Here is a 13,890-nt window from a genome sequence, read left to right on the forward strand (position 1 = left end):
GCGCTCGGCCGGCTACAACGCGGGCATCTGGGCCTGGAACTTCGACCGGGCGCTCTACCAGTTCAACGAGGTCACCGGCGGCCACGGCACCCGCGTCAATCTGACGCAAACCAGTTATGATAGATAGCGTCATACTGACGAAAATGGACGTGCCCGAACAGAAAGGGTTGGTGCTGTGACCACCGCCCAGGACCTTGACGTGACGCCGACGCCGCTCGCCCTGCTGCTGCTCGGCCGCGAGGCCGACCCCACGAGCGAGCGCGGCGTGGACTGCCCCGGCGACCTCCCCGCCCCGTCCGACCCGGACCTGGTGGAGCGCGCGCGGGCGGCCAAGGAGAAGCTCGGGGACAAGGTCTTCGTCCTCGGACACCACTACCAGCGGGACGAGGTCATCCAGTTCGCCGACGTCACCGGCGACTCGTTCAAGCTCGCGCAGAAGGCGGCCGCCCGCCCGGAGGCCGAGTACATCGTGTTCTGCGGTGTGCACTTCATGGCGGAGTCCGCGGACATCCTGACGAACGACGCGCAGCAGGTCGTGCTGCCCGACCTCGCCGCCGGCTGCTCGATGGCCGACATGGCCACCGCCGAGCAGGTCGCCGAGTGCTGGGACGTGCTGACCGAGGCCGGTATAGCCGACGTCACCGTGCCCGTGTCGTACATGAACTCCTCCGCCGACATCAAGGCGTTCACCGGCAAGCACGGTGGCACCATCTGCACCTCCAGCAACGCCGAGCGCGCCCTGGGCTGGGCCTTCGAGCAGGGCGAAAAGGTGCTCTTCCTGCCCGACCAGCACCTCGGCCGCAACACCGCCGTACGCGAGATGGGCATGTCGCTGGACGACTGCGTCGTCTACAACCCGCACAAGCCGAACGGCGGCCTCACCGCCGAGCAGCTGCGCGACGCGAAGATGATCCTGTGGCGCGGGCACTGCTCCGTGCACGGGCGTTTCTCGCTGGACTCCGTCAACGAGGTCCGCGAGCGCATCCCGGGCGTCAACATCCTCGTCCACCCCGAGTGCAAGCACGAGGTCGTCGAGGCCGCGGACTACGTCGGGTCCACCGAGTACATCATCAAGGCGCTCGAGGCCGCCCCCGCCGGCTCCAAGTGGGCCGTGGGCACCGAGCTGAACCTCGTCCGCCGGCTGGCGAAGCAGCACCCGGACAAGGAGGTCGTCTTCCTCGACCGGACCGTGTGCTTCTGCTCGACGATGAACCGCATCGACCTGCCGCACCTGGTCTGGGCGCTGGAGTCGCTCGCCGAGGGCAAGCTGGTCAACCGCATCGAGGTCGACAAGGAGACGTCCGACTTCGCGAAGCTGGCCCTGGAGCGGATGCTCGCCCTCCCGTAAAGCAGGCCCAGCCACATAGCGGGCCCAGCCACATGGCAGTCCCCCTCTACTCTCGGGCAATCCCCTTGCCCCGCGCCCCCCTTCCAGGTGTTGGATGGGGGGCGTGATCTTGCGCCCGCTTCGCGACACCCGGGACGACGCCGAGACCGTGCTCGCGGTGAAGGCCGCGTCCTTCGGGTCGCCGCTCGCGGACTGGCCGGAGGTACGGACCGTCCGCCACCGCAGCCGCGTCCGCCACTTCGCCCGTACGGACCCCGGCGGCAGCTGGCTCGCGCTGGACGACGAGGGGCGGGCCGTCGGCGCCGCCCTGTCGTCGGTCCGGGAGGGCACCTGGGGGCTGTCCTTTCTGGGCGTGACGCCCGAGGCCCAGGGCAAGGGCGTGGGGAAGGCGCTGCTGCGCCGGTCGCTGGAGTACGGGCGGGGGTGCCTGCGGGGGATCATCTGCTCCTCCACGCATCCCGCCGCCGCGCGCTCCTACCGGGCCGCCGGGTTCACGCTGCACCCCGCGATGGAGCTGTCCGGCACCGTGGACCAGGCCCGGCTGGCCGCCCCGGACGGTCCGGTGATCGAGGGCGGTCCGAAGCACCGGGACATGCTCGACTCCGTGGACCGGGCGCGGCGGGGCGGCGCGCACGGACCGGACCACGAGGAGCTGATGCGGCACTACCGGCTGATCGTGGCCGACGATCTCGCGGGCAGCGGCTACTGCTATCTCGGCGACGGCTGGGTGGAGTCCCTGTCCGCGACCTCGCGGCGGATAGCGACAAGGCTGCTGACGGCGGCCCTGCTCAGCTTCGACCCCGGCGCCCCGGCGTCGGTCTCCGATGTCACCGCCGAGCAGGAGTGGGCGGTGGACGTGGGGCTGGCGGCCGGGCTCACGGTCGCCAACTCCGGCTTCGTCTGTCTACGCGGGATGCGGCCGCCGACGCCGTGGATCCCGTCGGGAGGGTTCCTGTGAGCGTGACGGCTGAGACGTCCACGGGCGTCAGGGGCGAGGCTCCGCTGCTGCACACCGGGCGCCGGATAGCCGGTGCGGCCGTGCCCCTGTATCTGACCCTGATCGCCTCCACGGCCGCCGCGCTGGTGGACACCGCGGTCCTCGGCCGGCACGGGACGGCCTCGCTGGCGGCGTTCGCCGTGGCGATGGGTGTGTACGGGCCCGCCACGGCGGCCGTCGCCTCCGCGGTCCGGGGCGTGATGCCGTACGTCGCGGAGAAGCGCGACGACGCCGAGGCGCTGCGGCCACTGATCCGTCATGGGATCTGGCTCGCGGTCGCCGTGGGGCTGCTGGGGGCGGCAGCGGTGGCGGCGCTGCCGCTGATCGCCCGCGCGTCGGGCGTACCGGCCGCCACGCGCGCGGAGTTCGGGGTGTTCCCGTGGCTGCTGGCGGCGGCGGTGCCGGTCGTCGCGCTCAGCTCGTCGGCCGCGTCGCTGCTGATCGGCCTGCAGCGCAACAAGCTCGTGATGCGGGCCGGGCTCGCGGGCACGGGGGCGGCGGTCACGCTGTCCCTCCTCCTCGTCCCCCGCTGGGGACTGCCCGGCGCGGGCGTCGCGATGATCGCCTCGGTCGGCGTCAACGCCGGGGTCGGGCACTGGGCGCTGCGCCGTAGGACGGTCCTCGCGGACGCGCCGATCGGCTTCGGGGCGCCGCAGCCGCGGGAGGTGCTCCGGCTCGCGGGGGTGGGTATCCCGCTCGCCGCGACGATGCTCGTGAAGTTCGGCGTGCTGGGCGTCCTCGCGGTGGCCGCGGCGCGGGTCGGCACGGCGGAGGGCGCGGCGCACGGCGTGGCGATCTCGCTGGTCAACCTGATGTTCGTGGCGGCGGTCGCGGTCGGCCAGACGATCGTGCCGCTCGTCGCTGCGGATGTGCCGGCCGCGCGGCGGACGGTGCTCGCGGGGGTGGGCGTGGCGGTGACCGCGGTCGCGACGCTCGCGGCCGTCGCCTTCGCGGTGCGGTTTCCGCTGCTGCGGGTCTTCACGTCGGACGCGGCGGTCCGCGACCTCGTCGTCGGCCTGCTGCCGTTCGTGGGCCTGGCGGTGCTGAGTGACGCGGCGCAGGCGGTGATCGGTTCGGGCCGGATCGGCCTGAAGGAGACGGGCTCCACGTTCCTGGTCTTCGCGGCCGTGTACGGGGTGCTGGCACTGGCGTCGGTGCCTCTCGCCGCGGCGGGCGGCCTCGACGCCCTGTGGGCGGCCCTGGCCTGCGCGAACGTGGCGCTGATCGCGGGCCAGACGTGGGTGTTCCGGCGGGCGTCGGTGCGTAGGTGACAGCCGTACGGGACGGGGTCGTTGCCCGGTCCCGGCAGTGTGGGGGCGTGGACGCTTGCGTGTCTGCCCCTGGTGGGGACGGGGGCACAGGCTGTAGATCATCCGGTATGGAGAACATCTGGCCGATCACCGGCCCGATCATCGCGGTGGGCTCACTCGCGAGCCACACACTCGTGCGGCTGCTGTACGGCGCCTGGTGCAGAAGGCGGGTTCGCGCGGGACGGCAGGTCCGTGTCTGGTGCGAGATACACGGGTTCGCCCCGCCGTATCCACGGCGCTTCGTGCGCGCCCGGGCCGTGCTGCTGCCCGGCGAGGGCGTCGTGGAGCTGCGGCCTTACGGACGCGATCCGCTGCGGGTGCCCTGCGGCGGCATGGCACTGGGTGTGACCAAGCGGCGACCGGGCCGGCGGGAGGTCGACTACCTCCCCGCACCGGGAGCCGGCGTGATCCGTCTCTCCACGGCGGCCCCCACCATCGGCGCCCTGCTCATGATGCTCGCCGCACCGGGGCCGGTGGACACCGACCGGGAGCCGGTGGACGCAGACCCCCGGCCCGCGCCCCAGCCCCGACCCGGTGCGCCGGTATGGCGGTTCCTGGGCGGGGCTCCCCTGGTGACCCTGCTGCTCGGTGCCGCGCTGTGGCTGCCGCCCGCGCACGTGTACGGGCTCGGGCACACCGTCACCGCCACGGTGGTCACCGCGCCCGGGATCGACGGGGACTGCCGGATCACCTGGCGCGACCCGTGGGACGGCACGGAACAGCGGGACACCCGCTACTGCGGCGACCGCAAGCCCGGCGCCACCATCGAGGTCATCGCCCTGGACTGGCCCCTGCGCGGTTCCTCCTCGGGCAAGGTGTTCCCGCTGGCCCTGTGGGGGTTCATGTCCGCCATGTGCCTGCTCGTCGGCATCATCGAGGCCCTGACCCGGGGAATCGCCGACGCCCGCGCCTGGCCCAACAAAGCAGCGAGCCCGCCGGTGGGACCGCAGGTCGCGGTCCCACCGGCGGGCTGACGAGCCGGGGTCAGACGCCCGCCGGCTCCGCCGTCTCCTGCGCGGCGGGCTGCTGCGGGAGCACGCCCGCCTTCGCCGCCCGGCGCGCCGCGCGCTTGGCGCGGCGGCGCTCCTTGCCCAGCTCCACCATCGCGTACAGCGTCGGCACCAGCAGCAGCGTCAGCAGCGTGGAGGAGACCAGGCCGCCGATCACGACCACCGCCAGCGGCTGCGAGATGAAGCCGCCGTCGCCCGTGATCGCGAGCGCCATCGGGGTGAGGGCGCAGATCGTGGCGAGGGCCGTCATCAGGATGGGGCGCAGCCGGTGCCGGCCGCCTTCGACGACCGCCTCGACCACGCCGTAACCCTGGTCGCGGTACTGGTTGATGAGGTCGATCAGCACGATCGCGTTCGTCACCACGATGCCGATCAGCATCAGCATGCCGATCAGGGCGGGGACACCCATCGGCGTACCCGTGACGATCAGCAGGCCGATCGCGCCCGTGGCCGCGAACGGGATCGACACCAGCAGGATCAGCGGCTGGATGAGCGACCGGAAGGTCGCGACCAGCAGCATGAAGACGATCGCGATCGCCGCGAGCATCGCCAGGCCCAGGGAGGCGAACGCCTCGTCCTGGTCGGAGGAGACACCGCCGACGGAGATCGTGACGCCGTCGGGAAGGTCCTTCTCCAGCTCCTTGATCTTCGACTGGAGCGCCGAGTTGACCGCGCCCGTGTTGTCACCGGTCGGCTTCGCCGTGATCGTCGCGGCCCGCGCCCCGTCGATCCGGGTCTTCTGCACGGGTCCGGCGACCGTCTCGACGTTCGCGATGTCGCCCAGCTTCACCGGGCCGGCCGGCGTGAGCAGCGTGAACGCCTTCAGCTCGGCCTCGGTCGTGGCGCCCTTCGCGGACTTCACCACGACGTCCAGCTTGGTGTCGTCGATCGTCGCCTCGCCCGCGTCGGCCCCGCGCACGGCCTGCGTCACCGCCTGGCCGAGCGTGAACTCCGTGAATCCGTACGCCGCCGCCCCGGGCTTCGTCGTGACGGAGATCCGCGGGACGCTCTGCGCCAGGTCGGAGGTGACGTCCGTGACGTCGTCGAGCTTCGCGACCTCGGCCCGTACCTCGTCGGAGACCTTGCGCAGCTCCGCCTCGTCGGCGGACTTCACCACGACCTTCAGGTCCTGGTTGCCGAAGCCGTCGCCCGCGGCGACCGTGGCCTGGCCGATGCCGTCGCCGAGCTTCTTCAGCCCGGAGCGCAGCACGTCCATCACCTTCGTGGAGTCGGCGTCCTCGTCGAGCTTCAGCTGGAACGACGCCTGGTTGGCGCTCGTCCCGCCGCCGAACGCGGCCAGCCAGCCGGAGGAGCCGACGGTGACCTGGTAGTCCTCGACGCCGTCCGTGTCCTCGATCAGGCCCTCGATCTGCTTCGCCGCGGCGTCGGCCGCGTCCAGGCTGGTGCCGGGCGCCAGCTTCTGGCTGATGCTGAGGACTTCCTGGTCGCCCTGGTCGAAGAAGTTCGTCTTCAGCTGCGGCACCAGGCCGAACGTGCCGACGAGCACGGCCACGGCGATGAGCACGCTGGTGAGGCGGCGGCGCGTCGCGAACCGCAGCACGGGGACGTACACGCGCTGCAGGACGCTGCGCGACTCCTGCGCCTCCGCCTTGGCGCGGATCGCCTCCACGCTCTCACCGTCCCCGGGCTTCGGCGCCCGCATGAACCAGTACGACAGCACCGGTACGACGGTCAGCGACACCAGCAGCGACGCGAGCAGCGCCACCGTCACGGTGATCGAGAACGGGCCGAAGAACGCGCCGACCATGCCGCCCACGACCCCGATGGGGAGGAAGACCGCGACGGTCGTCAGCGTGGAGGCGGTGATGGCGCCGGAGACCTCGCGTACGGCGGTGATGATCGCCTGCGTACGCTCCGTGCCGTACGCCAGATGCCGCTTGATGTTCTCCAGGACGACGATCGAGTCGTCGACGACGCGGCCGATGGCGATGGTCAGCGCGCCCAGGGTGAGCATGTTGAGCGACATGTCGCGCGTCCACAGCACGACCAGCGTGATCACGACGGACAGCGGGATGGACACCGCGGTCACCAGCGTGGAGCGCAGGCTGACCAGGAAGACGAGGATCACGACCACGGCGAAGGCGAGGCCCAGCATGCCCTCGGTGGACAGCGCCTCGATGGCCTTGGAGACCTGCGGGCCCTGGTCGGAGACGACGGTCAGCTCCGCGCCCGTGCCCAGGTCCTTCTCCAGCTCCGGCAGCTTGTCCTTGACCGCGTCGGAGATGGCGACGGCGCTGCCGTCCTGGCCCATGGTGATGACGATGCCGAGGCTGGGCTTCCCGTTGGTGCGGGTGACGGAGACGATGTCCGTCGGCTCCTCGGTGACTTCTGCGACGTCGCCGAGGCGTACGGGCTCGCCCTTGCCGGTCGGGGAGGCGATCCGCAGGTCCTGGATCTGGGCCAGGGACGTGTAACCGCCGCCGATCTGCACGGTCTTGCTCTGGCCGCCCTCGCTGAACGCGCCGGCCGGCACCGAGGCGCCGCCCGCCTGCAGGGCCTGGCCGACGGCAGCGCCGTTCAGGCCCGCGCGCGCCAGCTTCGCGTCGTCGACGGTGACCGCCACGACCCGCTCCTGCACGCCGTCCACGGTCACCTGGCCGACGCCGTCGATGTCCTTCAGGACCGGCACGGCGTACGTGTCGAGCTTGTCGGCCAGGGTCTTGTTGTCGTCGGTGTCCGAGGCCGCGGCCAGGACGACGGCCGGGATGTCGTCGGTGGAACCGGCGATGACCTGCGGGTCGACGTCGTCGGGCAGCCGCGGGCGGACCCGGTTGACGGCCTGCTGGATGTCGGCGGTGAGGCGGTCGACGTCGTCGCCGTAGTCGAACTGCGCCATGATCACCGCGGAGCCCTCGGAGGCGGTGGCGGTGGTGCCGGTGATGCCGTCGACGCCCTGGAGCCCGTCCTCGAGCGGCTCGACGACCTGCTTCTCCACGGCGTCGGGCGCGGCGCCCGGGTAGGGGGCCAGCACGGACACGACCGGGAGGTCGATCGGCGGCAGCAGGGTCTTCTTCAGCTGGGGGATCGCGATCGCACCGAACGCGATGGCCACGACGGCCATGAGCGCGATGAGGGCACGCTGCTTGAGGCTGATTCTGGACAGCCAGGACATGGTCTGTGGGGTTCTCTTCCGTAACGGGGACAGAGCGGTGACCGCAGAGTCTTCACGCGGCCCCTACACCCTTGCGCACGCCCGGCCCCGCCACGTCCACCCGGAGGTGGGACCTGGCCCCTGACATGTACCGCAACCGCAGTACGCGCGTTCACTCCGTGGTCGGACACCCACCGCCCGGCCGCCGCCGCGCCGGGTGCATCGGCGCTGCGCGCCTCGTCCTCAAACGCCGGACGGGCTGGGATCGGTGCCGGCCCCGCCGTAAGGCTCCGGACGCGCGCTGCGCGCCTCGGGGTCCAACGCCGGGTGGGCTGTGGGGCGTCACCGGCGCCCAGGCAGCACGGCGGAGACCCCGCATCCAGCCCGTCCGGCGTTTGAGGACGAGCGCCGCCAGGCGCGATGCGGCCGCAGGCCGCGACGGGGGCCCGGGGGCGGAGCCCCCGCAGCGGAAGGTGACCCGGGGGCGCTACGCCCCGGGGCGGACCAGCCCCGTCTCGTACGCGATGACGACCAGCTGCGCCCGATCCCGCGCCCCCAGCTTCGCCATAGCCCGGTTGACGTGCGTCTTCACCGTAAGCGGCGAAACCGCCAACCGCTCCGCGATCTCATCGTTCGACAGCCCACCGCCGACCGACGCCAGCACCTCCCGCTCGCGCCCCGTGAGGGACGCAAGCCGGTCCTCCCCCGCCGGGGACACGGCAGAGGCAGGCGCCTCCCCCGACGCCAGGAACCGCTCGATCAACCCCCGCGTCGCCGAAGGCGACAGCAGCGCCTCACCACCGGCCGCCACCCGGATCGCCTGCAGCAGCTCCTGCGGCTCCGCCCCCTTGCCGAGAAACCCGGACGCCCCCGCCCGCAGCGCCTCCACGACGTACTCGTCGACCTCGAAGGTCGTCAGGATCACCACCCGGACCCCGGCGAGCGAGGGATCGGAGGTGATCGACCGGGTGGCGGTCAGACCGTCCACCCCCGGCATCCGGATGTCCATGAGCACCACGTCCGCCCCCTCCTCGCGGACGAGCTTGACGGCCTCCGCCCCGTCGGACGCCTCACCCACGACCTCGAGGTCGGGCTCGGAGTCCACCAGGATCCGGAACGCACTGCGCAGCAGCGCGTGGTCGTCCGCGAGCACCACCCGGATCACCGTTCCACCCTCTCCCGGCCCTGCGACGGCCGCGGCAGCGGCAGCCGCACCTGCACCTCGTACCCCGTCGCCCCGTCCGCCCGCGCCCCCGCGCGGCAGCTGCCGCCGAGGGCCGCGGTGCGCTCCCGCATGCCGATCAGCCCGTGGCCGCCGTCGGCGTGCGCGTCCTGCGGGCCGCGGCCGTCGTCGGTGACGGTGACCTCCAGGGAGCCGTCGCGCTGGACGACCCTCGCCTCCACGCGGGCCGCGGGACCCGCGTGCTTGTGCACGTTGGTGAGCGCCTCCTGCAGTACGCGGTACGCCGTGAGGTCCACGGCCTTGGGCAGCGCGCCCGGCACGGACAGCTCGACGGCGACCGGCACCCCGGCCCGTACGAAACCGTCGACGAGCTGGTCGAGCAGCCCGAGCCCGGGCGCGGGCTCCTTGGGCGCCTTCGGGTCGTCGGACTGGCGCAGCAGGCCCACCGTCGTACGCAGCTCCGCCAGGGCCGCCCGGCTGGCCTCGCGGACATGCGCCAGCGCCTCCTTCGCCTGGTCGGGGCGGGCGTCCATGACATGCGAGGCGACGCCGGCCTGCACGTTGACCAGGGCGATGTGGTGGGCGACCACGTCGTGCAGTTCGCGGGCGATGCGCATGCGCTCCTCGGTGACGCGGCGCCGCGCCTCCTGCTCGCGGGTGGCCTCGGCCCGCTCGGCGCGCTCCTTGATCGCCTCGACGAACGCGCGGCGGCTGCGCACCGCGTCGCCGACGCCGGCGGCCATGCCGGTCCAGGCGAAGACGCCGAGGTTCTCGTCGGCGTACCAGGGACGCTCGCCGAAGAACATCAGCGCAGCGGTCAGCACGCCGATGGTGAGAACCGCCAGCCGCCAGGTGGTGTGCCGGTCGGTGCGCGAGGCGACGGTGTACAGGGCGACGACGACGCTCAGCGCGATGGGCGAGCGCGGATCGCCCGCGGAAACGGTCACGTGGGCGATGGTGAGGCAGCCGGCCAGCGCGAGCACCGTACGCGGGGCGCGGCGGCGCCACACCAGGACACCGGACGCGGCGACGACCAGGCTGACCTCCAGCGGTCCGAGGTCGGCGGGCGGCGGGGAGCTGGGGCCGCGCGACGGGTGCACCGCGGCCAGGATGATCATCCCGAGCACGAACGCGGCCAGCACGGCGTCCGTCGCGCGGGGATGCGCCCGGAACCAGCGGCGGACGGCGGACAGCGTGCTCACGGTATGCAACGGTACGGGGCCCGGGGCCGCGGCGGAAAACGAGCGGCGAATCCCGTACGGGATCAGGCCCGCGAACGCCGCACGCCCCCGGATGTCCGGGGGCGTGCGCGGATCTGGAGCGTGGGGTTCCCCAGGGCGGCCGGGCGGGCCGGGGTCCGGGGTCAGCCGGGGATCAGTCCGTCCTCGCCGCTGAGCAGCCGGCGGACCTCCTCGAGCGTGGCGTCGGACGCGGGCAGGATCAGCCCGGACGGCTCCAGGGAGTCGTCCGGCAGCGGCGTACCCAGCTCGCGCACCTTGTCCAGGAGCTGGCCGAGGGTGCGGCGGAAGCCCGGCCCGTCGCCGTTCTCCATCTCCCTCAGCAGCTCGTCGTCCAGCTTGTCGAGCTCGGCGAGGTGGCTGTCGGCCAGCCTCACCTGTCCCTCCCCCATGATCCGTACGATCATGACGGCCTCCCGTTCCCCGTGGTCGCGGCCCGGCGCACCCGGCCTACTGCTTGTCGAAGCGCGGAGTGTCCTGGGTCTGCTGACCCTCCGGCCGGCCGCTGCCGCCCTCGATGGCCTGCTTCGGGGTGCTGCCGCCGGCCAGCTCCGACTTCATACGCTGCAGCTCCAGCTCGACATCCGCACCTCCGGAGAGCCGGTCGAGTTCCGCGGTGAGGTCGTCCTTGGCCATGCCGGTCGGGTCGTCGAGGGCGCCGGAGGCGAGCAGCTCGTCGATCGCGCCGGCCCGGGCCTGCAGCTGCGCCGTCTTGTCCTCGGCCCGCTGGATCGCCATGCCGACGTCGCCCATCTCCTCGGAGATGCCGGTGAACGACTCGGCGATCCGGGTCTGCGCCTGGGCGGCGGTGTAGGTGGCCTTGATGGTCTCCTTCTTCGTACGGAAGGCGTCGACCTTGGCCTGCAGCCGCTGGGCGGCCAGGGTGAGCTTCTCCTCCTCCCCCTGCAGCGTCTGGTGCTGCACCTCCAGGTCGCTGACCTGCTGCTGCAGCGCCGCCTTGCGCGACAGCGCCTCCCGGGCCAGGTCCTCCCGGCCCAGGGCCAGGGCCTTGCGGGCCTGGTCGTCGTGCTTCGCGCCCTGCGACTGCAGCTGGTTCAGCTGCAGCTCCAGGCGCTTCCGCGACGTCGCCACGTCGGCGACACCCCGGCGGACCTTCTGCAGCAGCTCCAGCTGCTTCTGGTACGAGTAGTCGAGGGTCTCGCGCGGATCCTCGGCCCGGTCCAGGGCCTTGTTGGCCTTCGCGCGGAAGATCATCCCCATCCGCTTCATGACACCGCTCATGGGCCTCGCGCGCCCCCTTCTAGCTTGATCGCCGACGGCTTCCGCTCCAGCAGAACCTTAAGAACCCACAGTACGGGCCCTGTCTCCATTACCGCACTGCCTGAGGCCAGATGCGCTCCTCCTGCAGGACGACTCGGGTACGTACGCCCCTCCCGCCCAGGGTGTAGGCGGCCGTAGGGGTCGACGCCGAGTGCCCCGTCCCCCTGCCCGGTACGCTCCGGCCCCCACCAGTGACACGCGTGCCGTTGCCGGATCGTTCCCGGCCGGCTCGTGGTCCACACCTCGGTACCCCGTATCCTGTGGAGTGTGTTCGGTAGCCGCTCCAAGGATGAGAAGGCCGCCCCGCCGCAGGATGCGGCCCCGGCGAGCCTGACGAAGTCGACCCGCGACCCGCAGGCGCCCAAGGGGCGGCCCACGCCCAAGCGCAGCGAGGCGCAGACGCAGCGACGCACGATGGCGACGCCCACCAACCGCAAGGAGGCCGCCAAGCGCGTACGCGAGGAGCGGCGCGCCGCGATGACCAAGCAGCGCGAGGCGCTCGCGGGCGGTGACGAGCGGTTCCTGCCCGTACGGGACAAGGGCCCGGTGCGGAAGTTCGTGCGCGACTACGTCGACTCGCGCTGGCACGCGGCGGAGTTCTTCCTGCCCGTGGCCGTGGTGATCCTGGTGCTCGGCATGATCGGGTCGCGGTCGTCCTCGCTGCTCACGCTCACCAGCGTGCTGTGGGGGGTCATGATCGTCGCGATGGTCGGCCAGTCGCTGCTCACGGCGCGGCTGCTGAAGAAGCAGCTGCGGGAGCGGTTCCCGAAGGAGAACCTCCGCGGCACGGTCTTCTACGGCATCATGCGGACGATGCAGCTGCGCCGGATGCGGCTGCCGAAGCCCCAGGTCAAGCGCGGCGAGAAGCCGTAGCCGCGGCGGCCCGCGCGGCTGCCGGAAAACCTGTGTGACCCAACGCCCCGCCCCCGGATAGCCTGCGACGCGATCGTCGCGGGTTGGACCGGGCGGCGGGGTTTCGCATGCCGTGCGTGCTGCGCCTGCCCGGGGTGAGGGAGGGTGTTGCGTGATGACGGAAAGCCTGTTCGCCGCGGGTGCGGAGGCGTGGCTCGGCAAGCTGGGCGCGCTGCGGGACGCGGTACGGCAGGAGCTCGTGGCCCGGCAGGTGGCGGAGCGGCTGCCCCGGCCGTCGGGGCTGCGGGTGCTGGACGTGGGGTGCGGCCAGGCCACGCAGGCGCTGCGGCTGGCGCGGGCGGGGCACGAGGTGATGGGTCTGGAGGCGGACCCGGCGATGCTGCGCGCGGCACGCGAGGCGGCGTCCGGTGTCGCCGGGCTGACCCTGGTCGAGGGCGACGGCCGCGACCTCGACGCGCTCTTCCCGGCGGGGTCCTTCGACGCGGTGCTCTGCCACGGGGTGCTGATGTACGTGCCCGAGCCGGACCCGTTCCTGGCGTCGCTGGTCCGGGTCGTGCGCCCGGGCGGCCTGCTGTCCCTCCTGGTCCGCAACGCGGACGCGCTGGCGCTGCGGCCGGCGCTTGCGGGGGACTGGGCGACCGCGCTGGCGGCCTTCGACTCCCCCACGTATCACAACCGCCTCGGCCTGGACGTACGCGCGGACCGCCGCGCGGACCTCACGTCGACACTGACCGCGCTGGGCGCGGAGGTCCGCGCGTGGTACGGCGTGCGGGTCTTCACGGACGCAGTCCCCGATGGCACGCGGCCGCCTTCGGCGGCGGAGTTCGAGCTCCTCCTCCAGGCGGAGGACCGCGCCTCGCGCACGGACCCGTACCGGGGGGTTGCGGCGCTCACGCACGTCTGCGCTGTGCGCGCGGGGGTGTAGGTCGGGCCTGCGCTGCGCGCGGTGCGGTTTGCGCTCGCGCTGGCTGACGCGGATCGGCGCTGCGCGCCTCGTCCTCAAACGCCGGACGGGCTTGATGGGTGCGGGTCGTGTTGAAAGGGTCCGGTCCCGCTGGCGCCTGCGGCGCGATTCGGCGCTTCGCGCCTCAGTCCTCAAACGCCGGACCGGCTGAAGGTGCGGTTGCGTCGGCTGACGCACTTCGGGCTTCGCCCGAAGTCCTCAAACGCCGGACGGGCTGAGAAGGGGGCCGGTCACGCTGGATCAAGTCGGTCACGCTGACTGAAGTCGGTCAGGCTGGACGAATGCTGGTCGGCCCGGCGGCCCGCGCCTGCAAGCATGGGGCGCTTTCGCCGGCGCAGCGCAGCGGAGCCGGCACAACCCGACCCGCCCACCGGACGACACACCCCGGCGCAGCGGAGCTGGCGCAACCCCACCGGGTCACCGAAGGCATCCCTCGGCTGAGCGCCAGCGGAGCCGATCGCTTCGCATCCGGACGGCGCAGCGCAGCGGAGCCGGCACAACCCCACCGGGACACCGCAGGCAACCCCCGGCGGAGCGTCAGCGGAGCCGATCATTGGGCGGCGCCCTGGCGCCG

At 72.6% G+C, this 13,890-nt stretch carries 11 protein-coding genes; 6 read left to right on the top strand and 5 right to left on the bottom strand.

All coding sequences use genetic code 11. The annotated features are described in order from the left end of the window. Nucleotides 1–175: 175 nt before the first annotated feature. From nadA to AB0M28_RS37210, 4 genes are all read left to right on the top strand, one after another. Nucleotides 176–1,348, top strand: coding sequence for a quinolinate synthase NadA (nadA, locus tag AB0M28_RS37195; protein WP_365414693.1), 1,173 nt, complete (start codon nt 176–178; stop codon nt 1,346–1,348). A gap of 103 nt (nt 1,349–1,451) precedes the next feature. Next, nucleotides 1,452–2,306 (top strand): GNAT family N-acetyltransferase, encoded by an 855-nt coding sequence (locus tag AB0M28_RS37200; protein ID WP_365414695.1) that lies wholly within the window; start codon nt 1,452–1,454, stop codon nt 2,304–2,306. Beyond that, nucleotides 2,303–3,616, top strand: a complete 1,314-nt coding sequence (locus tag AB0M28_RS37205; protein WP_365414696.1) for an MATE family efflux transporter — start codon at nt 2,303–2,305, stop codon at nt 3,614–3,616. The genes AB0M28_RS37200 and AB0M28_RS37205 overlap by 4 nt, the downstream gene beginning before the upstream one ends. Before the next feature lie 107 nt (nt 3,617–3,723). Beyond that, nucleotides 3,724–4,629: a hypothetical protein gene (locus tag AB0M28_RS37210; RefSeq protein ID WP_365414698.1), complete on the top strand. Its 906-nt coding sequence runs from the start codon at nt 3,724–3,726 to the stop codon at nt 4,627–4,629. A 10-nt stretch (nt 4,630–4,639) separates the two neighbouring features. On the opposite strand, the gene AB0M28_RS37215 is transcribed toward AB0M28_RS37210, so the two are convergent. The 5 genes from AB0M28_RS37215 to AB0M28_RS37235 form a co-directional block, all read right to left on the bottom strand. Further along, entirely contained in the window at nt 4,640–7,798 is a 3,159-nt protein-coding gene (locus AB0M28_RS37215) for an efflux RND transporter permease subunit (RefSeq protein ID WP_365414700.1), read from the bottom strand. 466 nt (nt 7,799–8,264) lie between these two features. After that, a complete protein-coding gene (locus AB0M28_RS37220; protein ID WP_365414702.1) occupies nt 8,265–8,942 on the bottom strand; it encodes a response regulator transcription factor in 678 nt (225 codons plus the stop codon). After that, nucleotides 8,939–10,162 carry a sensor histidine kinase gene (locus tag AB0M28_RS37225; RefSeq protein WP_365414704.1) on the bottom strand — a complete coding sequence of 408 codons (1,224 nt, stop codon included), beginning with the start codon at nt 10,160–10,162 and terminating at the stop codon, nt 8,939–8,941. The genes AB0M28_RS37220 and AB0M28_RS37225 overlap by 4 nt, the downstream gene beginning before the upstream one ends. Nucleotides 10,163–10,323: 161 nt before the next feature. Beyond that, the gene (locus tag AB0M28_RS37230) at nt 10,324–10,605 is read right to left on the bottom strand and encodes a hypothetical protein (protein WP_365414706.1); all 282 of its coding nucleotides are present in this window, start codon (nt 10,603–10,605) and stop codon (nt 10,324–10,326) included. Nucleotides 10,606–10,648: 43 nt separating this feature from the next. Then, nucleotides 10,649–11,440, bottom strand: a complete 792-nt coding sequence (locus AB0M28_RS37235; RefSeq protein WP_365414707.1) for a PspA/IM30 family protein — start codon at nt 11,438–11,440, stop codon at nt 10,649–10,651. Nucleotides 11,441–11,746: 306 nt separating this feature from the next. Between AB0M28_RS37235 and AB0M28_RS37240 the strand changes: the two genes are divergently transcribed. After that, nucleotides 11,747–12,352, top strand: a complete 606-nt coding sequence (locus AB0M28_RS37240) for a DUF3043 domain-containing protein (protein WP_365414709.1) — start codon at nt 11,747–11,749, stop codon at nt 12,350–12,352. Nucleotides 12,353–12,506: 154 nt separating this feature from the next. Then, nucleotides 12,507–13,277: a methyltransferase domain-containing protein gene (locus tag AB0M28_RS37245; protein WP_365414711.1), complete on the top strand. Its 771-nt coding sequence runs from the start codon at nt 12,507–12,509 to the stop codon at nt 13,275–13,277. Nucleotides 13,278–13,890 lie beyond the last annotated feature (613 nt).

This window comes from Streptomyces sp. NPDC051940, from assembly GCF_040680895.1.
Lineage (GTDB): Bacteria > Actinomycetota > Actinomycetes > Streptomycetales > Streptomycetaceae > Streptomyces.

Bases quoted from the DNA above. Each gene is read 5' to 3' on its own strand.
- AB0M28_RS37210 (WP_365414698.1), top strand. From the start codon at position 3,724: ATGGAGAACATCTGGCCGATCACCGGCCCGATCATCGCGGTGGGCTCA.
- AB0M28_RS37215 (WP_365414700.1), bottom strand. From the start codon at position 7,798: ATGTCCTGGCTGTCCAGAATCAGCCTCAAGCAGCGTGCCCTCATCGCG.
- AB0M28_RS37230 (WP_365414706.1), bottom strand. From the start codon at position 10,605: ATGATCGTACGGATCATGGGGGAGGGACAGGTGAGGCTGGCCGACAGC.
- AB0M28_RS37235 (WP_365414707.1), bottom strand. From the start codon at position 11,440: ATGAGCGGTGTCATGAAGCGGATGGGGATGATCTTCCGCGCGAAGGCC.
- AB0M28_RS37245 (WP_365414711.1), top strand. From the start codon at position 12,507: ATGACGGAAAGCCTGTTCGCCGCGGGTGCGGAGGCGTGGCTCGGCAAG.